General features: G+C 64.5%; 18 protein-coding genes. 12 read left to right on the top strand and 6 right to left on the bottom strand.

The annotated features are described in order from the left end of the window. Window positions 1-218: 218 nt before the first annotated feature. The 6 genes from ACNA0R_RS07055 (at window position 219) to purU (ending at window position 5,431) form a co-directional block, all read left to right on the top strand. Entirely contained in the window at window positions 219-1,346 is a 1,128-nt protein-coding gene (locus ACNA0R_RS07055) for an MFS transporter (RefSeq protein WP_415825551.1), read from the top strand. Between the two features lie 145 nt (window positions 1,347-1,491). Further along, the gene (locus tag ACNA0R_RS07060; protein WP_415825552.1) at window positions 1,492-2,061 is read left to right on the top strand and encodes a gamma-glutamylcyclotransferase; all 570 of its coding nucleotides are present in this window, start codon (window positions 1,492-1,494) and stop codon (window positions 2,059-2,061) included. Window positions 2,062-2,173: 112 nt separating this feature from the next. After that, the gene (gene pdxH / locus ACNA0R_RS07065; protein ID WP_415825240.1) at window positions 2,174-2,815 is read left to right on the top strand and encodes a pyridoxamine 5'-phosphate oxidase; all 642 of its coding nucleotides are present in this window, start codon (window positions 2,174-2,176) and stop codon (window positions 2,813-2,815) included. Between the two features lie 5 nt (window positions 2,816-2,820). After that, on the top strand, window positions 2,821-3,339 hold the full coding sequence (locus ACNA0R_RS07070) for a flavin reductase family protein (RefSeq protein ID WP_415825241.1): 519 nt from the start codon (window positions 2,821-2,823) through the stop codon (window positions 3,337-3,339). A gap of 7 nt (window positions 3,340-3,346) precedes the next feature. Continuing rightward, the gene (locus ACNA0R_RS07075) at window positions 3,347-4,456 is read left to right on the top strand and encodes an NAD(P)/FAD-dependent oxidoreductase (protein WP_415825242.1); all 1,110 of its coding nucleotides are present in this window, start codon (window positions 3,347-3,349) and stop codon (window positions 4,454-4,456) included. A gap of 120 nt (window positions 4,457-4,576) precedes the next feature. Further along, entirely contained in the window at window positions 4,577-5,431 is an 855-nt protein-coding gene (gene purU / locus ACNA0R_RS07080) for a formyltetrahydrofolate deformylase (protein ID WP_415825243.1), read from the top strand. 80 nt (window positions 5,432-5,511) lie between these two features. On the opposite strand, the gene ACNA0R_RS07085 is transcribed toward purU, so the two are convergent. The 5 genes from ACNA0R_RS07085 to ACNA0R_RS07105 form a co-directional block, all read right to left on the bottom strand. Further along, window positions 5,512-6,249 carry an amino acid ABC transporter ATP-binding protein gene (locus ACNA0R_RS07085; protein WP_415825553.1) on the bottom strand — a complete coding sequence of 246 codons (738 nt, stop codon included), beginning with the start codon at window positions 6,247-6,249 and terminating at the stop codon, window positions 5,512-5,514. A 33-nt stretch (window positions 6,250-6,282) separates the two neighbouring features. Then, window positions 6,283-6,975, bottom strand: a complete 693-nt coding sequence (locus ACNA0R_RS07090; protein WP_415825244.1) for an amino acid ABC transporter permease — start codon at window positions 6,973-6,975, stop codon at window positions 6,283-6,285. A 10-nt stretch (window positions 6,976-6,985) separates the two neighbouring features. After that, window positions 6,986-7,744, bottom strand: a complete 759-nt coding sequence (locus ACNA0R_RS07095) for an amino acid ABC transporter permease (RefSeq protein ID WP_415825245.1) — start codon at window positions 7,742-7,744, stop codon at window positions 6,986-6,988. A 125-nt stretch (window positions 7,745-7,869) separates the two neighbouring features. Next, a complete protein-coding gene (locus ACNA0R_RS07100) occupies window positions 7,870-8,799 on the bottom strand; it encodes an amino acid ABC transporter substrate-binding protein (protein ID WP_415825246.1) in 930 nt (309 codons plus the stop codon). A gap of 243 nt (window positions 8,800-9,042) precedes the next feature. After that, window positions 9,043-9,936 carry a LysR substrate-binding domain-containing protein gene (locus ACNA0R_RS07105; protein ID WP_415825247.1) on the bottom strand — a complete coding sequence of 298 codons (894 nt, stop codon included), beginning with the start codon at window positions 9,934-9,936 and terminating at the stop codon, window positions 9,043-9,045. Window positions 9,937-10,177: 241 nt separating this feature from the next. Here ACNA0R_RS07105 and ACNA0R_RS07110 point away from each other — a divergent pair, with 241 nt between their 5' ends. The 6 genes from ACNA0R_RS07110 (at window position 10,178) to ACNA0R_RS07135 (ending at window position 15,783) form a co-directional block, all read left to right on the top strand. Beyond that, a complete protein-coding gene (locus tag ACNA0R_RS07110) occupies window positions 10,178-10,699 on the top strand; it encodes a DUF2846 domain-containing protein (protein WP_415825248.1) in 522 nt (173 codons plus the stop codon). A gap of 110 nt (window positions 10,700-10,809) precedes the next feature. After that, window positions 10,810-11,217, top strand: a complete 408-nt coding sequence (locus tag ACNA0R_RS07115; protein ID WP_415825249.1) for a hypothetical protein — start codon at window positions 10,810-10,812, stop codon at window positions 11,215-11,217. A gap of 4 nt (window positions 11,218-11,221) precedes the next feature. Next, the gene (locus ACNA0R_RS07120; RefSeq protein WP_415825250.1) at window positions 11,222-11,710 is read left to right on the top strand and encodes a hypothetical protein; all 489 of its coding nucleotides are present in this window, start codon (window positions 11,222-11,224) and stop codon (window positions 11,708-11,710) included. Window positions 11,711-11,898: 188 nt separating this feature from the next. After that, complete coding sequence (locus ACNA0R_RS07125; RefSeq protein ID WP_415825251.1) at window positions 11,899-13,587, top strand: thiamine pyrophosphate-binding protein; 1,689 nt, start codon at window positions 11,899-11,901, stop codon at window positions 13,585-13,587. A 90-nt stretch (window positions 13,588-13,677) separates the two neighbouring features. After that, window positions 13,678-14,871, top strand: a complete 1,194-nt coding sequence (locus ACNA0R_RS07130) for an acyl-CoA dehydrogenase (RefSeq protein WP_415825252.1) — start codon at window positions 13,678-13,680, stop codon at window positions 14,869-14,871. A 192-nt stretch (window positions 14,872-15,063) separates the two neighbouring features. After that, entirely contained in the window at window positions 15,064-15,783 is a 720-nt protein-coding gene (locus tag ACNA0R_RS07135) for a LuxR C-terminal-related transcriptional regulator (protein ID WP_415825253.1), read from the top strand. Window positions 15,784-15,789: 6 nt separating this feature from the next. Here the strand turns inward: ACNA0R_RS07135 and ACNA0R_RS07140 are convergent, their stop codons facing one another. Then, window positions 15,790-20,748, bottom strand: coding sequence for an autotransporter outer membrane beta-barrel domain-containing protein (locus ACNA0R_RS07140; protein ID WP_415825254.1), 4,959 nt, complete (start codon window positions 20,746-20,748; stop codon window positions 15,790-15,792). Window positions 20,749-20,848: the final 100 nt, after the last annotated feature.

The following is a 20,848-nucleotide window of genomic DNA, read 5'->3' on the forward strand; positions in this document are numbered from 1 at the left end:
TCCATAATCTTTACGCCTTGCCACAGGCCGCGCAGACGTATTCCTGCATACTGTTGCTTAAATGTTACTGACGACCACCATCTACCAGGCTGACTCGACATAGGGAGAAGTTAGGCACAGAATAAGACCAATTCACCGTGCCACAGCCTGATTCTTCCCCCTCGATCGCGCCGATTGCCGCCTCCGCCTCTGGAGCCGTGTCGCTTTGCCTGATCAATATGCTGAATCACGTGGCGCTGACCGGCGGCCGTGTAACGGTTTCTCTCAGCGCCCTGCATATTGGACTTTCGACCTTCACCGTCGGCGTGCTTATCGCGGTTTTCGCCGTACTTCCCATGGTTTTCTCGGTAAAAACCGGGAGATGGGTGGATAAAGTCGGGATACGGCGCCCGATGTTCATCGGCACGGGCCTGCTGGCCCTGGGGACGCTGGTCCCCGCCCTGGCGTCGACCCGCATTTCGCTGCTGTTTGCCTCATGTTGCCTGGGAGTTGGCTTCATGCTGCACCAGGTTTCCACCCAGAACGTGCTCGGCCAGGTGCGCTCGGACGAGCGCTTGCGCAACTTTTCATGGATGTCCGTGGCGCTGGCGGCGTCGGGTTTCTGCGGGCCGCTGGTCGGCGGCTTCGCCATCGATCATATGGGAGGCGCGGCGGCGTTCGCCCTGCTGGCCGCCGGCCCGCTGGGCGCCGCCACCGGCCTGTACCGCTTGCGCCGGCATCTGCCCCGCAAGCGCCCGCGCGGCGGCGAAGGCTACCAGCTGGAGCAGCGGCGGGTCACCGAACTGCTGGCGTCGCCACCCCTGCGCCGGATTCTCCTTGTAAACACCATCCTGTCGGGGGCCTGGGACAGTCACCTGTTCATCGTGCCGCTGTTCGGGGTGGCGATAGGCCTGTCCGCCACGACCATAGGCCTTATTCTGGCGTCGTTCTCGGCGGCAACTTTCCTTATCCGGCTGACTTTGCCGCTCATCCAGCGTCACGTGCGATCGTGGACGCTGATCCGGGTCGCCATGGGCACCGCCGCCGCGGACTTCATGATTTACCCGCTGTTCACCGATGTTGCGATCCTGATCGGCTTGTCTTTCGCCCTGGGACTGGCATTAGGCTCCAGCCAGCCTAGCATCCTGGCCCTGCTGCACCAGCACTCGCCACCGGGTCGCGCCGCCGAATCCGTCGGGCTGCGCATGGCCTTGATCAATGGGTCGCAGGTCTCCCTGCCGCTGACCTTCGGCGCCCTGGGCGGCCTGATCGGCATCGCCCCGCTGTTCTGGGCGTACGCGCTGACCCTGGCGGCGGCGGGCTGGTTGAACCGTATGCCGCCGGCCGGGTCCGATGGAAATGCCTGACCGGAAAAGCCTTGTCGACACGCCAGCCCGGGCGCCAGCCGCGGTGGTCGACCCCGCTGCGGCCGCGGCCGCGGCCGCGCCTGGCGCCGTGCGCGCCACCGCCATACCTTTCCGGCTGTGGACACAGGAAGAGCGCCATGCCTCGATGGAGGACGCGCTGAAGCATTGGCGGCCGGGCGAGGATGTATGGATCTTCGGCTATGGATCCTTGATCTGGCGGCCGGAATTCGAGTACGTCGAAAGGCGGCTCGCCACCCTGCATGGCTACCACCGCGCCTTGTGCCTGTGGTCGCGGGTGAACCGCGGAACACCCGAATCGCCGGGGCTGGTGTTCGGCCTGGATCGCGGCGGATCCTGCCGCGGCGTGGTGTATCGGCTGGACGGCGCCATGGTGCCGACCTTCTTCCCCCGGCTCTGGGCGCGCGAAATGTCGACCGGCGCCTACCTGCCGCGCTGGCTGTCCTGCGCCACGGACGAAGGCACAGTCCGCGGCCTGGTGTTCGTCATGGACCGCACCGGCCCGGCCTATATCCCGGCCTTGCCGGAAGAAGAGCTGGTGGCCATCGTGCGCCGCGCCAGCGGCCGTTATGGCCCATGCATCGACTATGTCATGCAGACCGCCGACGCCCTGCACCAGTCCGGCATCCACGACCGCCGGCTGATGCGCGTGGCGCGCCTGTTGGCGGCGCAACGTCATACCCTGCCGGATAGCTGAGGACCGCGTCCCCGCAAGAGCGGTAAACTGGCGGTTTCGCCCCCTCAGGCAAGGCCGCGACGCCCTCTTGTCCATGCAAGCGCGCGATGTCGGCCTCCTCCGTGAGCCCGCCATGTCCCTTGCAGATCTGCGCCAAAGCTACGAAAAGAAAGTCCTGCTGGAAAGCGACGCCGCCGCGTCGCCTTTCGACCAATTCACCACCTGGTTCGACGAAGCGCTGGCCGCCCAGGTACCCGAACCCAACGCCATGACGCTGGCCACCGTGGACGAGCGCGGCCACCCGTCGGCGCGCATCGTGCTGATCAAGGGCGCGGATCCGCGCGGTTTCGTTTTCTATACCAATTACGAATCGCGCAAGGGACACGAGCTGGCGGCGAACCCGCGCGCCAGCCTGCTGTTCTTCTGGCAGCCGCTGGAGCGGCAGGTCCGCATCGAAGGCACCATCGAAAAGACGTCCGCCGAGGAGTCCGACGCCTACTTCCATAGCCGCCCCCTGGGGTCGCGGCTGGGCGCCTGGGCTTCGCGGCAAAGCCAGCCGGTCGACCGGGAAACCCTGGAAGCGGCCTTGCGCGACTGCGAACAACGCTATGGCGACGCGCCGCCACGCCCGGGACACTGGGGCGGCTACCGCCTGGTACCGGATCGCTTCGAGTTCTGGCAAGGCCGTCCGTCGCGCCTGCACGACCGGCTCGTCTACGAACCGGACGGCAGCGGCGACGGCAAATCGTGGCGCATCGTCAGGCTGTCTCCCTGAAGCACATGTCCGCATCCGCTCCCGATTTCGACGCCGCCTACTTCCGTACCGCGCTGGGCCGCTTCGCCACCGGCGTTACCGTGGTTACCGCCAGCGGGCCGGACGGCAAGCCGCTCGGATTGACGGTCAGTTCCTTCAATTCCGTCTCGCTGGACCCGCCATTGGTGCTGTGGAGCCTGTCGGCCTTGTCCGGATCGCGCGACGCCTTCATGCGCTGCGAACGCTACGTGGTCAACGTGCTGAGCGCCGATCAGCTGCATCTGGCGCAGCGCTTCGCGCGCGGCAGCGTGCTGGAGCGCTATGCGGGCATGCGCGACGCCTACGCGCCGGGCGGCACGCGCATGCTGGACGAACACTGCGCGGCCTGGTTCGAATGCTATAACCGCAGCCGCTACGAAGAAGGCGATCACATCATCATGGTGGGACAGGTGGAACATTGCGGCCACAGTGGCGCCCTGCCGCTGGTCTATCACGCAGGCGGCTTCGACCTGACGCCCGATCCCGCCGCGACGGAACGAGGGTAGGCGCCGCATGAGCACCGATATCGATTGCGTCGTGATCGGCGCGGGCGTCGTCGGCCTGGCCATTGCGCGCGCGCTGGCCCTGTCCGGCCGCGAAGTGCTGGTCGCGGAGGCCACGGAAGGCATAGGCACGGGCACCAGTTCGCGCAATTCGGAAGTCATCCACGCGGGCATCTACTATCCGGCCGGCAGCCTGAAAGCCGAACTGTGCGTGCGCGGCAAGCACATGCTGTACGCCTATTGCGCCGAACGCGGCATCCCGCACCGGCGGCTGGGCAAGCTGATCGTCGCCACGGATGCGGCGCAGGCCGCCATGCTGGACGATATCGCGCGGCGCGCCGCCGCCAATAGCGTCGATGACATGGAACGCCTCTCGGGCGACCAGGCGATGCGGATGGAGCCCGCGCTGCGCTGCACGGCCGCGCTGTTGTCGCCATCGACCGGCATCGTCGACAGCCATGCTTTGATGCTGGCTTATCAGGGCGATGCGGAAAACGCCGGGGCCCAGTGCGTCTTCCACACGCCCCTGCTGTCCGGCGAGGTGCGGGCGGAAGGCGGCTTCGATCTGCGTTTCGGCGGCGACGACGCCATGGAACTGTCCTGCGCCACGCTGATCAACGCGGCGGGCCTGCATGCGCCCACGCTGGCGCGCAATATCGCCGGCGTTCCGGCCGACAGCATCCCCGCCGAATACCTGTGCAAGGGCAGCTACTTCACCCTGGCCGGGCGCGCGCCGTTCACGCGGCTGATCTATCCCGTGCCACAGCATGCCGGCCTGGGGGTGCACCTGACGCTCGATATGGGCGGCCAGGCCAAGTTCGGTCCGGATACCGAATGGATCACGCGCGAGGACTACACCCTGGATCCGCGCCGCGCGGATGTGTTCTACGATGCAGTGCGCAGCTATTGGCCGGGGTTGCCCGATGGCGCGCTGGCGCCGGGCTATACCGGTATCCGCCCGAAGATCTCCGGCCCGCACGAACCCGCGGCGGACTTCGCCATCGTGGGTCCCGCACGGCATCGCATTTCCGGCCTGGTGAATCTGTTCGGCATCGAATCGCCCGGACTGACCGCCAGCCTGGCGATCGCGGAACGCACGCTGGCCGCGCTACACGATTGAGCGTGGCCGCCACGATTTGCAACGAGCCCGCCTGGACGTATCCCCGACAAGCCCGCCTGGGCGCTACCTGATAAGCCCGCAGGGCCCCAAAAAACCAAAGCCGGACGCCACGTACCCATCATGCAGCACAACGACTACATCCTGACGCTTTCCTGCCCCGACCGCACCGGCATCGTGTATCGCGTCAGCGGCCTGCTCTTCGAGCTGGGCTGCAACATCCTGGATTCCCAGCAGTTCGGCGACGACGAAACGGGACGCTTCTTCCTGCGCGTGCATTTCGACCTGCCGGCGGCGACCGCGCCGGACGACCTGCGCGAACGCTTCGGCCGTCTGGCGCTGGACCATGCGATGGACTGGCAAATCCACGACGCGCGCCGCAAGGCCCGCCTGCTAATCATGGTCAGCAAACAGGGGCATTGCCTGAACGACCTGCTGTTCCGCGTACGCAGCGGCCACCTGCATGCGGAAGTGGCCGCCATCGTATCCAACCACCCCGACTACGCGGGCCTGGCGGCGTCGTACGACATTCCCTTCCATCACCTGCCGGTGACGGCGGATACCAAGGCCGCGCAGGAGGCCCGGATCCTGGAGCTGGTCGATGCGCTGAACATCGACCTGGTGGTCCTGGCGCGCTACATGCAAATCCTGTCAGCCGACCTGTGCCGCGCGCTGGCCGGCCGCGCCATCAACATCCACCACAGCTTCCTGCCCAGCTTCAAGGGCGCGCGTCCCTATCACCAGGCGCACCAGCGCGGCGTGAAAATCATCGGCGCAACCGCGCACTACGTCACGCCGGACCTGGATGAAGGCCCCATCATCGAGCAGGACATCGAGCGGGTGGACCACACCATGTCCGCCCAGGACCTGACCCAGGTCGGCAGCGATGTGGAGTCGCTGGTGCTGGCGCGCGCGGTGCGCAGCCATGTCGAGCATCGGATCCTGCTGAACGGCAACCGCACGGTGGTTTTCCGCTAGCGGACCATCGCTGTCACGCGCCGCCCGCCGCGCAGCCGCCGGGCGGTGGCATCCCGCCAGCCGCGGCGGCTACGCGCGCATCAATGCGACAGTATCTTCGACAGGAACTGCTGCGCGCGCGGCGAGCGTGCTTCCAGATGGCCGAAGAACTCGTCCTTGCCGCAGTCCTCGACGATATGGCCGCCGACGTCCATGAAAACCACGCGGTTGGCGACCTTGCGGGCGAAACCCATTTCATGGGTGACGACCATCATGGTCATGCCTTCGCGGGCCAAATCGACCATGACGTCCAGCACTTCATTGACCATCTCGGGATCCAGTGCCGACGTCGGTTCGTCGAACAGCATGGCGATCGGATCCATGGATAGCGCGCGGGCGATGGCCACGCGCTGCTGCTGGCCGCCGGAGAGCTGGCCGGGAAACTTGTCCTTGTGCGCGCTCAGGCCCACGCGATCCAGCAGCTTCAGGCCGCGGGCGATGGCTTCATCCTTGCCGCGGCCCAGCACCTTGATCTGCGCCAGCGCCAGGTTCTGCGTCACCGACAAGTGCGGGAACAGCTCGAAATGCTGGAACACCATGCCCACGCGCGAACGCAGCTTGGGCAGGTCGGTCTTGGGCGAACCCACCGACGTGCCGTCCACCGTGATTTCGCCCTTCTGGAAAGGCTCCAGGCCGTTGACCGTCTTGATCAGCGTGGACTTGCCCGACCCGGAAGGCCCGCACACCACCACGACCTCGCCCTTCTCGACCGAAGTCGTGCAATCCGTCAGCACCTGGAAATCGCCGTACCACTTGCTGACATTCTTGATTTCTATCATTGCCATTCAATGAACCCCTGAAGTGGCGGCGCGTCAGCGCACGATTGCCATGCGAGTTTGCATCCGCTTGACCAGGCGCGAGAGCGTGAAGCAGATGATGAAGTAGACCGCCGCCGCGAACAAATACATTTCCACCAGGCGGCCGTCGCGCTGCGCCACCTTGGCCGCCGCGCCCATGAAGTCCGTCAAGGACAGCACGTAGACCAGCGACGTGTCCTGGAACAGCACGATGGTCTGCGTCAGCAGCACCGGCATCATGTTGCGGAAGGCCTGCGGCAGGATGACGTGGCCCATGATCTGGAAGTACCGCAGCCCCAGGGCCTGTCCCGCCGCGATCTGGCCGCGCGGAATGGACTGGATGCCCGCGCGCATGATCTCGCAGTAATAGGCCGCTTCGAACAGCGTGAAGGTCACCAGCGCGGACGTAAAGCCGCCCACGGCCAGCGGCCGGTCGGATCCCGTCAGCCAGGCGCCGATATAAGGCACCAGGAAGTAGAACCAGAAGATCACCAGCAGCAGCGGCAAGGCGCGCAGTCCGTTCACGTAGACCGTGCCTATCCAGTTGAAGACGCGGTTGCTGGACAGCCGCATCATCGCCAGCAGCGTACCCAGGATCAGGCCGCCGATCGCCGACAGTATCGTCAGCTTCAGCGTGAATACCATGCCGTCGCGGAACAGGTAGGGCAGCGAACGTATGATGACGTCGAAATCGAATCCGTTGTTCATGGCCTTCCCCTCAATGGCCGCCGGTGCCGCTGGACTTCGAGCCGACGAAGCCCGGCACGGAGACGCGGCGCTCCAGCGCGCGAGCGCCGAGCTGCACGACCATGTTCAGCACGAAATACAGCAGCGTCGCGCCGGCAAAGGCCTCGAACACCTGGAAGCTGAACTCCTGCATCGAACGCGCCGCGCCCGTCAGCTCGAGCAAGCCGATGGTGAATGCGATCGAGGTGTTCTTGATCAGGTTCAGGAACTCCGACGTCATCGGCGGCAGGATGATGCGATAGGCCATGGGCAGCAGCACATAGCGGTAGACCTGCGCCGGACGCAGGCCCATGGCGGTGCCCGCCATGCGCTGGCCGCGCGGCAGCGAACCGATGCCCGAACGCACCTGCTCGGCTACGCGGGACGACGTGAAGAAACCCAGGCACAGGACGGCGGGCCAGAACATGCCCCACGGAGGCGGCATCTGCTTGATGGCGTCGCCCAAGGATACCGGCACCAGTTCCGGCATCACGAAATACCAAATGAACATCTGCACCAGCAGCGGCACATTGCGGAAGATTTCCACATAGCAGGTGCCGATGCGCTGCGCCAGCTTGCTGTCGGTGGTGCGCATCACCCCGATCACGGAACCCAGCGAAAAAGCCAGTATCCAGGCCAGCAGCGCGGTCGAGACCGTCCACCCCAGGCCGCGCAGCAGCGCATCCAGATAGGTACCGGATCCGTCGGGCGCCATCTGGAAAAAGATGGACCAGTTCCAGTTGTAATGCATGTGTGATCCTGCGGAAAAACCGCGCCGGCGATCATGCGCCGGCGCAGGGAATCGGCGTAGCCGCGCCGCGGTGGGCGCGGGACGGGCCTGGCCCGTCCACGCCGTTCATCGGGACAGAGCGGCTATTACTGCTTGTAGACCGCGGGGTCGCCCGAATCCGTGGGATTGGCCAGGACCTTCTTCAGCGCCGGGCTCATCGGCAGGTTCAGGTTGACGTTCTTGGGCGGGATGGGCGATTCGAACCACTTCTTGTACAGCTTTTCGACGGTGCCATCCTTGATCATGGCGACGACGGCGTCGTCCACCACTTTCTTGAAGGCCGGATCGTCCTTGGGCTCGATCATGGCGTACGGTTCGACCGAGTAAGCCTGGTCGCTGATCATCCATTCCTTGGGATTGCGCGAGGTGGCCACCAGGCCGGCCAGCAGCACGTCGTCCATGAAGAAGGCGGCGGCGCGCCCGCTTTCAACGGTCAGGAAGGCTTCGGCGTGGTCCTTGGCGGGGATGATGTTCATGCCCAGGGCCGGGACTTTCTTGCCGTCCAGGTAGGTGGCCTGGCCGCCATTGGCTTCCGTCACCCACTTGATGTTGCTGGTGCCGGCGGTCGAGATCACGGTCTTGCCCTTCAGGTCTTCCAGCGTCTTGTAGCCGGCCGACTTCTTGGCCACGAAGCGGTTGGCCGTCACGAAGGTGGTGGGCGCGAAGCTGACCTGCTTCTGGCGCTCCAGGTTATTCGTGGTGGAGCCGCACTCGAGATCGACGGTGCCGTTGGACACCAGCGGAATGCGGGTGGAAGACGTCACGGCGACCAGATTCACTTTCAGCTGCTTGCCGACATTTTTTTCCACGGCCTTAACGATGCCGTAGCAGATATCCATGGAATAGCCGATGGGCTTCTGGTTATCGTCCAGATAGGAAAACGGCAGCGAAGCGTCGCGATAGCCCAGCTTGATGGTGCCGGAAGACTTGATGTCGTCCAGGCGGCCGGCTTGCGCCGACAAAGACGTCAGCGTGGTGGCGGCGGCGACAGCAGCGAAGAGCAGCGTTTTTTTCATGAAGAAATTCCCATGGTCAGGAGAAACACTCGAACCACGCGGGTAACGCAGTCCGAGACTAGCCGGGTATTGTTTCAGAAAACGTCCACGAAACAATCGGTATTACCCCTTTGATAGCGGGCAAAACTCCAGCGTGATCGTTTATTCAACGGCGCGTAAATATAGACAAAAGCGCGCCGACGCGCTTGCGGAGCCGCGTTTGGCGCGATTGTCCGCAAAGGCATACTTTGGCATACGCGCGTGTCATGCGGCGACCATCGTCTGCAGCCAGCTCTGGAATATGCGCGGCGCGTCGCCGCGCGGGCCGCGGTCGGGATAGCTGAAGTAGTAGCTGTGGGGCACCGGCAGCACGCCGGGCGTGGGCATGACGACCAGCCCGGCGTCCAGCGACTCCTGCGCCAGGAAACGCGGCACCAGGCCCACGCCCAGTCCCGCCTGCGCGGCCGCCAGCACCATGGAAAACAGTTCGTAGCGCGGGCCGCCGGCGGCCTGCGGGCCGAATAGGAAGTGGTTTTCGGCATACCAGAGGCGCCAGGCGTCGGGACGCGAATTCAGATGCAGGTGCGGCATGCCCGCCAGCGGTCCGCCGCTCTGCGCGCGGCTCGCCTGCGCCAAGGCCGGCGCGCACACCGGCACCAGTTCGCGCTCGCGGAACAGCAGCACGCCGCGCGTGCCGGGCCAGACGTGGTCGCCGTGATACAGCGCGCCATCGAAAGGCTGGTCCTTGAACTGGAACGGCAGGGTACGCACCGACAGGCTGACCGTGATGTCCGGGTGCAGGCGGTTGAAGTCCGCCAGGCGCGGGATCAGCCAGGTGGTGGCCAGCGTGGGCACGACGGCAATGTGCAGGCTGCGGCCCATGCCGGTGCGGCTGACCAGGCCAAAGGTGTCCTTTTCGATCTGGTCCAGATGATGGCGGATGCGGCCGGCGTACTCCGCCCCATGATCGGTCAAGGCGATACGGCGCCGCACGCGGGTGAACAACTGCACGCCCAGGCGCGCTTCCAGGCTGGCCACCTGCCGGTAGACCGCGCTATGGGTCAACGAAAGTTCTTCGGCCGCCCGGGAGAATGTGCCCAGCCGGGCCGTGGCCTCGAAGGCTTGCAGGGCGCTTAGATTGGGAATGCCTTTTCTCATGAGCGGGGCGGCGGTGGCGGTGAAAACCGCGTGATGGGATTGTGCAATTTTATCAATCACGATGTGCACCCAACGCAATGAGCGCCGTGCTCCACCGCCCCCATGGCAACCCAGGATGGCCGCTACGTGCACGTACCTCGCCCAAGGCTGGCGCAAATCAGCACATTTCGCTTTATACTGAAATATTCTATTACTTTAACTGCACATAGCCATCATTATTCGTCCAACGAAAAGAGATTCCATGAACACACTGCTCCGCTTCTGCCGCCGTTTCGCTGTCCTCGCCGCCGTCACGTTCCTATTGGCTGCCTGCGCGTCACACAAGTACGCGGACGTCGCCGACGCCATGGTGCCCATGGCGGCCGGCGAAGGACGGATCGTGCTGTATACGCCGGCCACCAGCGTCAGCCTGGGGGCGAACGCGCAACCGCGTGTGCGCATCAACAATCGCCTGGTGGGACGCGCCAAGCCAGGCGGTTTCTTCTATGTGAACCGCCCCGCCGGCAGCTACACCGTCCTGGCGCTGCGCGGAAAGCCCCTGACTTTCGATCTGGCCGCGGGACAGACGCAATATGTCCGGTTCGTTCCGGATGGGCTGTTTTCGTCGAACGCGGGCGAAGCGGGCGCGAAGTATCTGCGCCCGGAGCTGGCGGCTTCGCCCGTGGACGCCCAGGCGGAATTGAAGACGATGCAGTTCTGGGGCGCGTCGTCGCGCACGCGTAACGAGGAAGGCATTGCACGGAACGGCGCGGCCGCGAACTGAAAGGCCACGGTCGCCAGGGCCCGCCGCACGGGTCCGAGGCGCGCTGCTGTAGTCAGTAGAAATATTTTGGAACACTGCCTATACTCCGCGCTTTGCGACCAGAGGTCCCCATGTATCTCCAGATCCCCGCGGAAAAAACCGGTTCGTCACTGCGTTTCATAGCGGCATGCGCCATCGTCCTGGCGCTGACGGCATGCATGTCGGTGTCCCTCCGGCCCACCGCCTACACACCCGTCAACGCGGCACAGGCCAAGCAACTCCAGCTTGCGAAGTCCGTTTCCGCGCCCTTGACCAACGACGCCACGGTGACACTTGCAGCGGGTTCGCAGTGGATCCTGGCCGGCTCGGTTCCGGAGGGCCAGGTGTACCGCAAGGCTGGCGGCACGCTGATGATCGATGCGAAGCGGCTGCGCGAAGCCTATTTGGTCATCGCCGACGGCAAGCTTGTCGGCTTCTACTTCCCCGGGGAATCGGCATTCACCCCCGTCGCCTACGCCCCCACCTTGAACCTGGAGTAATTGCATGACGCCCATCCGTCTGGCGGCCTGGATTGCCGGTCTTGCCGCGGCCATATTGCTCGCCGGATGCGCCGGCCCGCGCTACGCCAGCATGGCGTCTTCCCTACCCCCGCTGAAACCGGGCGACGGGCGCATCGTTTTCTACAACCCCATGCAGGACGCGGGCGCCGGGCCGTCGGGCCAGCCGAAGATCCGCGTGAACAAGCAGGTGGTCGGACGCTCCAAGCCGGGCAGCTTCTTCTACGTCGACCGGCCCGCCGGCAGCTACGTCGTGACCGACAAGCTCTGGACCGATGACGGCCTGAGCTTCATGCTCAACCCCGGCGAAACCCGTTATGTGCGCTTCCTGGCCCCCAGCCTGGGCAGCACGGGCATCAGCAAGCTGAATATCGAGCTGGTCGACTCCCAGAGCGAAGCGCAACGCGAACTGCTGCCGCTGCGTTATTTCGGCGCGACGCCGGCCGTGCAGGCCCAGGCACAACTGGCCGAGTAGCTGCCGGGACCGGTGCCGGCGATCATCCCGGGCGCAATGGCCCGGCATCGGACGTACCGTAGCCCCACCCTTGCGGCTGGCGTGTGTGCGAAGCGCACTTGATTGTGCATTTTTATCAATTGCGTTGTGCGCGTTTGGAACATTATTCTCTCGGATACCCTAGCCTGTATTCCGTGAAATAAAACTCCATGCAGACACCGCAGCCACCCCGCCTGGGCGGGCACATCCTTGTCGACCAACTCGCCGCGCACGGCGTCAAGCACGTCTTCTGCGTGCCCGGCGAAAGCTACCTGGCCGTGCTGGACGGCCTGCACGACGCCAGCATCGAAGTCACCGTCTGCCGCCAGGAAGGCGGCGCGGCCATGATGGCCGACGCCCATGGCAAGCTGACCGGCGAACCCGGCATTTGCATGGTCACCCGCGGTCCCGGCGCTTCCAATGCATTGGCCGGCGTCCATATCGCCATGCAGGACTCGACGCCGCTGATCCTGTTCGTCGGCCAGATCGAACGCGGCATGCGTGAACGCGAAGCCTTCCAGGAAATGGACTACCGAGCGGTCTTCGGCACGCAGGCCAAGTGGGTGACCGAGATCGACCAGGTGGAACGGATCCCCGAACTGGTGTCGCGCGCCTTCCATGTGGCGACCTCCGGCCGCCCGGGTCCGGTCGTAATCGCGCTGCCGGAAGACATGCTGGTGGAAACCGCGGAAGTCGCCGACGCGCCGCGCTACGAAGTCATCGACAGCGCCCCCACCCCGACGCAACTGGACGAGCTGCAAGCCCTGCTGAAATCGGCGCGCGCGCCCATCGCCATCCTGGGCGGGGCGCGCTGGGACGCCGAGGCGGTGAACCGCTTCGCCGATTTCGCCACGCGCTTCCAGCTGCCGGTGGCGGTGTCCTTCCGCCGGCAGATGCTATTCCCCGCCGACCATCTCTGCTTCGCCGGCGACGTCGGCATAGGCCTGAACCCTGCCCTGCTCAAACGCGTGCAGGACGCCGACCTGGTGTTGCTGATAGGCGGCCGCATGTCGGAAATGCCCAGCCAGTCGTACACGCTGTTCGACATCCCGGTACCGAAGCAGAAGCTGGTTCACATCCACCCCGACGCCGGCGAACTGAACCGCGTCTATCGCGCGACGCTGGCGATCAATGCATCGCCCATCGCCTTCACGCAAGCGCTGGCCCAACTGCAACCCGCGAGCGGCGCCGCCGGCTGGCCGCAAGATCTGCAAGCCGCCCACCAGGCCTATCTGTCCTGGAGCGACCCGACCGCCATCAAGACATCAGGCGCTCTGCAGATGGGCGCCGTCATGCAGACGCTGCGCGAAACGCTGCCGCCCGACGCCATCATGACCAACGGCGCCGGCAACTACGCCACCTGGCTGCATCGCTTCCATCGCTTCCAGCGCTACGGCACGCAACTGGCGCCGACATCCGGCTCCATGGGCTATGGCCTGCCGGCCGCCGTCGGCGCGAAGCGCGTGTACCGCGATCGCACCGTGGTCTGCCTGGCCGGCGACGGCTGCTTCCTGATGCACGGCCAGGAATTCGCGACGGCGGTGCAGTACGACCTGCCTATCCTGGTGCTGATCATCGACAACGGCATGTACGGCACGATCCGCATGCACCAGGAACGGCATTACCCCGGCCGCGTTTCCGCGACAGCCTTGCGCAATCCGGATTTCGCTGCCTATGCGCAGGCCTTCGGCGGCTACGGCGAACGCGTCGACACGACCGAGCAGTTCGCGCCCGCGCTGCGGCGCGCAATGGAGAGCGGCAAGCCCGCCATCCTGCATTGCCTGATCGATCCGGAAGTCATCACGCCGACCACCACGCTGGAAAAGATCCGCGATACGGCGTTGAAGGCCAGGCAGTGAATATCAGGCAGCCGCGGCGGCGTCCATGGCGGGCGCCGGCCGGCATGCCGATGACCCACGATTCAAAACCCGCGAGACCAGGAGTTTTTCATGTCATCCAACGCTTCCTTCCACTGGCAAGATCCGCTGCTGCTCGATAGCCAGCTGACCGACGACGAACGCATGGTGCGCGAAGCCGCCGCCGCGTACGCGCAGGACAAGCTGGCGCCGCGCGTGCTGGAAGCCTTTCGCCACGAGAAGACCGATGCCGCCATCTTCCGCGAGATGGGCGAACTGGGCCTGCTTGGCCCCACCATCCCCACCGAGTACGGCGGCGCGGGCCTGAACTATGTGTGCTACGGCCTGATCGCGCGCGAAGTCGAACGCGTCGATTCCGGCTACCGCTCGATGATGAGCGTACAGTCTTCGCTGGTCATGGTGCCGATCAACGAGTTCGGCAGCGAAGAACAAAAACAGAAGTACCTGCCCAAGCTCGCCAGCGGCGAATGGATAGGCTGCTTCGGCCTGACCGAACCCAACCACGGCTCCGATCCCGGCAGCATGGAAACGCGCGCGGTCAAGACCGGCGACGGCTACAAGCTGACGGGCAGCAAAATGTGGATCACCAATTCGCCGATCGCCGACGTGTTCGTGGTCTGGGCCAAGTGCGTGGGCGGCGACCACGACGGCAAGATCCGCGGCTTCATCCTGGAAAAAGGCATGAAGGGCCTGTCCGCGCCGGCCATCCACGGCAAGGTCGGCCTGCGCGCCTCCATCACCGGCGAAGTGGTCATGGACGAAGTCGAGGTGCCCGCCTCGCAAATGATGCCGGGCGTCAGCGGGTTGAAGGGTCCGTTCACCTGCCTGAACTCGGCGCGCTACGGCATCGCCTGGGGCGCGCTCGGCGCGGCGGAATTCTGCTGGCACACGGCGCGGCAATACACGATGGACCGCAAGCAGTTCGGGCGGCCGCTGGCCGCCAACCAACTCATTCAAAAGAAGCTGGCCGACATGCAGACCGAAATCACGCTGGGCCTGCAAGGCTGCCTGCGGCTGGGCCGCATGAAGGACGAAGGCACCGCGGCGGTGGAGATTACCTCCATCATGAAGCGCAATTCCTGCGGCAAGGCGCTGGACATCGCCCGCCTGGCGCGCGACATGATGGGCGGCAACGGGATCTCCGACGAGTTCGGCGTGGCCCGCCACCTGGTCAACCTGGAAGTCGTCAATACCTATGAAGGCACGCACGACGTGCATGCCTTGATACTGGGACGCGCGCAGACGGGCATCCAGGCGTTCTGCTAAGCGCGCGGCGCGGCGGAGCCGCCGTGAACAGCTCCGCTCCCCGCCTCCTCTCGCAACCTGACCGCGGGCGAGCGGCGGATTTTCGATACGAAAGATTACCCCCGCGCGCTGCGTATCCCTTAGCCATCGCAGTGTATTTTTCCTCAAACGACGCTGTGGCGGAAAGCACTGCGAGCCGGAAGGGGAATCGCAATGGAGAATTGGGAAAAAGAGCGAATCGAATTATTGCTCGTGGTCGGCAACGAAAAGCAGTTCTTCGGATTGCTGCATGAAATTGTGCAGCGATTGGGGTTTGAATACTATGCGTTCGCAATGCGCTTACCCTTGCCGCTGACCAATCCCAGGCTTATTGTCCATGACAATTGCCCTGACAATTGGCGATGGCCCGCGACATACGCGACGTACGCGACATCCCCATACGAGAAAGTCGCCACTGGCGGGACAAACGGTGCCAGCGATGCGCTCGTATGGTCCATCGATCTGCCCGTCGAATGCCCACCATTCTGGAGAGATGCGCGAGCGCATGGATTGAAAGCGGGCTGGAGCCAAGTCTGCCATGGCCCCATGGGTATCAGCAGCGCGCTGAACCTTGCCAGCGACAATGCGGAAATGCCATTGAGAGACCTGGACGGGCTGTCCCCCCGCCTGACTTGGCTGGCCCATACCGCGCATCGTGGCCTTGCCCGGCTTATGGTGCCCAAATATATGCCGGAAGCGCGAACCAGCCTTTCCCATCGGGAGATCGACATACTGCGGCTGACCGCTGATGGCAAGACATCGGAAGCCATCGGCCGGATCATGCATTTGTCCGCGCGCACCGTCAATTTTCATATGGGGAAAATCCTCCAGAAGCTGGCCGCGGCCAACAGGACGTCCGCCGCGCTCAAGGCAGCCATCCTCGGCCTGCTATAGCGCGGGTCAGAACAGGTACCGTATTCCGACATTGCCATAGACCGAACTGGTGCCATGTCCGAGGCGCTGTTGGCCAGCCAGCTCGCCGTAGACTGACAGGTTCTTCGTGAGGCGCCCCGTCGCGCCGACCTGGAGCTGCAAGGCGGTACCGACCGTGCCTGAACTGAACGAAGTGTCCGCCAGTTTGACGTCGGTGCCGCCGCCCCATGTCTGCAGCAGATTTGCCGCGACATAAGGCTTCCATTGCGGCGCGGACGGGACTGGAATCGACACTTTCACGCCACCGCGGGCCGTGAGGAAAGTGTTGGTATCCCAGTTGGTGCGCACGCCATCCACATCGGTGTGGTCGTCGAAGCGGAAGGTCTGACTCATCAACTGGAATTGAGGTTCGACGACAAAGCCATTGTCCAGGGCAAAAGCCTTGCCGGTCTCCACGGACGCCTCCAGACTGTTGCCCTTAATCCGGCTGGCCGTGCTGCTTTTGTCCGTCTTCACATCGCCATTGAACGTGCCGGCCGACAACACGCCGTCGACGTACCAACCGCTTTTGTGCTGCCAGGTGCCGGTCAGCGCCACGCTGTGCATATCCAGCCTGAATTTGCTGGACTCCGCATCCTGCGTCTTCGGACGTACCGAAGTGGAACCGATGGTGACCGCCGCGCCCAGACGCAGATTCTGGTCCCGGTCCTTCAGGTGCAGCCAGTTGCCGCCGATCTGCATGGCCTGGATGTCCTGGTGGAAATCGTAGCCGTAGTCATCGAAATCACGGTTCGACCGGTAGCTGCTGCTGGAAGCGATCACCCGGCTGAACATCTCGCCGCGATTGTCCGGCGGCGGAATATCTTCGCCTCGGATCTCGCCCAGGCGGCGATTAAGGCTGCCCATGACGGTGGCTCCATAATTCTGCAACGCCAAGGGGGCCACGAGGTCGGAGCTGCCCTGTGCCACAAGGGCAGGACGTCCGCCGCCTCCGCCCTGGCTCGGCGGCACTCCCGGAACCGGGTTGCCGTGGGGATCCAGGTAGGCGGTCTGCAAGCGGTAATCCCAATTCAAGGGGTCGGAGCCAAGCGCTGATTGAGAGGCCGCGGTCTGGCCGGGACCGTAAGCGAATACCCGATACTGGTAGGGACTGCCGTTTGCCGCGACATACCCGCCGGCGAGTTGGAAGGCATTGGCGGACGAATTGCCTGAAACCTGCACCAGCGAAATGCCTTCGGTCGGCACGGGAAGATTGTTCAGCGACGTATTCGTATTGGCGCCAGTCCCGGTCGTTTGAAGCTGCAGTGTTGTCGTCCCGCTCGCGTTGCCTTTTATCAGCAGGCGGTCGGTGCTCTGATCGGCCAGGGCCCCACCGGTGTTCAAGACGGTGTTCATGACGATGGTGCCACCGCCCCGATAATCGCCATTCACCGTCAGCGATTTATACGCGCCGTTGACTGGCGCGCCAAAAGCCACCGTACCGGAATTCCCCAGGCTGGTCACGCTGGTATCTCCCGTGACGTTCCAGACGCTGGACGCGTCGTTCACGTTGATGGCTGCCGTGCTGGAGGCGTCTCCCAGCGACGGCGTGCCCGTGTAGACGCTGCCGCCGTTCAGGTTCAGCGTCAAGCCGGCACCGGCATCGGCACGCAGGTCACCTGTCAGTACCTGACCATTCGCGTTGAGCGTACCCTGACCGCTGGCCACGCGGTAAAGAGACTTGCCGGCGGCGGCGTTCAACGTGGTGTTCGCCAGGTTCACGACACTGGAGCCGTCGGAAACGATGGTGTCGTCGGCGCTGTTGATAGTCCCGCCCGCGAAGCCTACGGTACTGCCATGGACGGCAACAGCCGCGGTACCCGCCGTCGTGCTGTCCACGGTCGCGGCGCCCATATCCAGCGTACCGGCATTGGCGATCACCCCGCCGACATGGCTCGCGCCACTGAAGGCCAGGCGGCCCGCGCCGTTCTTGGTCAATGTGTAGCCGGCGCCGTTGTCGACGGCGCCACGCCACGTCGTGTCCTGGCCGCTTTCGACCTCTACCGCCCCGGCAGCGCGTAATTCGATATTGCGGGCCGACACAAAGCTGCCGCCGATATCCAGGTTGCCGCCGTTCAGTACGACTTCACGCGCCACCGTGGTGTCGCCCAGGTTGGAATCGCTCGTCACCCTGAGCGTGCCGCCCTCGATACGCGTGTTGCCGACGTAATGGTTATCGCCGGTCAATTCCAGCGTGCCGGCCCCCTGCTTGACCACGAAAATGCCCTGGCCGTTGGGCGTACTGCCATCGCCGAGATGGTAGGCCACCGTCTGCGTCGCCCCCGCGGCGACGTTGTAGGTCATATTGTCATCGGCGCCGATGACCCCGCCCTGGTTGGCGTTGGCACCCTGGTTGATGACGATGTTGGGCCAGTTGTTCGCGTTCGATTCGTTGGGTGGGCCGACGTCGGATAGATCCAGCCAGCCTCCGTCCAACGTGAACGTCTTTGTAAACGTGGTAGGCGTGACATTGCGGATGGCCAGCACGCCGGATTGAATGTCCGTGCCGCCGACGTAGCCGAAGGCGTTGCTGCCCGACAGGATCAATGTGCCCGCGCCTTGCTTGATCAGTCCCATGCCGGTGGCATTGCCGCCGGTCAACGTGCCGGAGAAGGTGCCGGTATTCGTGCCGTCCAGGTTGTTCAGGCCATCGACGGTCAGGGAATTGGCTCCCAGGTTGATCGTGCCGTCGCCGGATATCATGCCCGCGGTGAAATTGCCGTTCGCGTTCGAGACCGCCGACACATCGAGCACACCAGGTCCGCTGACGTTGAAGGTCCGTTGGCTGGCATTGGTTTGTCCGGTCACCGCCAAGGTACCATCCTGCACCAGCACCCCGCCCCCCGTGCCCGCGCCAAAATTGAAGACATTGGCGCCGGACAGCGTCAACGTGCCGGTACCGGCCTTGGTAAGCCTGCCGCTACCCGTCGCATCCTGGATGGTCCCGCTGAAATCGGAAGGGAGGCTCGACGACACGGTGAGGTTGTTGGCGCCCAGGCTGATCGTGCCGTCCCCCGCCGCGATGCTGTTGATGCGACCGACCTGGACTCCCGATGCGGCGGTGGATCCGGAAATATCCAGGGTGGAACCTGGCGCCGAAAAATCGAACGCGATACCGGCACCCTGTGCGGCCCCGGCCAACCCCAGGGTGGCCGTATCCTGGATATGCGCCGTTCCGCTGAAACCCGTCAGGGCATTGGCACCGGTCAGCGTAAGACTGCCGGTCCCGCTGCGTATCAAATCCCCGTTGCCGGTGAGGCGACCGGCGTACGTCGTCTGCTCGGCACCGGCGATCTGCAGGTTGATGGGCCCCATCAGCACTTCGCCGGTACCGGCCGTGCCAACGCCTTCAAGGGAATCCAGTGTAAAGGTGCTGCCGTTGGTGCGAGGGCTGATGTCCAATTGGCCATAGTCGTCCACGCGGGCCCGCACGTTGGTGACAGTCGCATTAGGCCTGAATTGGATCAACCCGACCGCGCCTGGCCCTGAGCCTCTGGCCCACAACCCCACGCCAGTCAACGAAGTCGTGCCGTCGATGACGGCCGTACCGCCGTTTTCCGCCAGCACGCCCCATGAATTCGCTCCCAGATTGAGCGAGGCGGCCTGCGTTGCGTCCAAGGTCGCATTGTTGAGTCGCACCTGGCTATTGGCGCCATTGACGTCGATGGCCGCGCCACCGTCGCCGGTCACGCTGAATCGCGGCAGAACCGTCGTCCCCGCCGGGGCCGCTGGATCGAACGTAACGACCGCGCCATTGCTTACCGCTATGCCATGTGCGCCCGCTCCGGCCGCTTCGAGCAGCGTCGTGGGGGCGACGCTGATACTGCTGCCCGCCTGGTTCACGCGCACCGCGTCGCTGGCGTTCGCACCCGCGGAAACCGTCGCGTTGCCGAGCGTGGCGGTGCCCGCGGTGGTGGTGGAGCCGACGACCAGGCCCACCGCGCCGGCGCCAGTGGCGTTCACGGTCAACGGCGTGGTCGCACCCAGGTTGAGCACCGCGCCGCTTTCGACGGAGAGGCCGGTGGAACCGGCGCCGGCGGCATTGACCGTGGCGCCGTTCATATTGATGGTCGATGAACTGACGACCTGCGCTCCGATGGAAGAGCCGTCCACCGTGATGGAACCGCCACTGATGGTGACGTTCGTGCCCGAGCCGCCGCCGACCAGGAGCCCCGTCGCGCCAGCACCCGACGTGTGGATGGTCGTGTCCGATACGACCGGCGTGCCGCTCGTGGTGATCAACATGCCGATGGACTGATCCCCCGACGTGGTGAAACTGGCCCCCTGGATATTGAGGTTCTGCAACACGCCCTGTATGTCGGCGCCCAGTGCGTTGGTGCCTGTGGTAACGATGGTGGACCCGTTGACGTTCAGGGTACTCGCCTGTCCTGGGGTGCCGCGCATACGTATGCCGGAGATGGCGTTGTTCAGCCCGGTGCCGCCATTCCCGTGCACGTTCAATACGGTATTGGCGTCCATGGTCACGGAGGACGCACCGGAAAGGTTCACCGCGTTGGATCCATTGCCTTCCACGGTCACGGCGGTACCCACCAGCGTGACGTTGCCACCGCTCTGGGCCACCACACCGTCCGAATTGAGACCATGCGTCAGGATTGTGTTGTTCCCCGGCGCGGTCACGGTGACACCGCTGGCCGACAGGCCGGGTTCGGAGTCATTGCAGGTCTCGACGCTCTGGCCTATGGTCAGGCTGCCGGTCTGCGTCGGACCGCAGACCGCATAGGCGGCGTTCGATATCAGAACCAGGGATGCCGCGGTTCCGCCCAACCACCATGACCGGGACGAAGCGCGACGACGACCCGGGCGCTTGCGGCCGACCACGCCGGTCGACCGGACGCCATCCGGCGAGGGGTCGCCCTTCGCGATCTCCGATGCCGCCACCAACTGGCCGGTCTTTCTGCTCCGTATCAAACGATAGATTCGATTCATCCCTGTACGCCGTCCATGTGGTTCCGACACACTCGCCGGAATTTCCTTGAATGAAATATCGTAAAGCGCACGAGGTTAGAGACCATCCTCTCGACGTTGA

This window comes from Bordetella sputigena (assembly GCF_965137885.1).
Classification (GTDB): Bacteria; Pseudomonadota; Gammaproteobacteria; order Burkholderiales; family Burkholderiaceae_B; genus Bordetella_C; species Bordetella_C sputigena.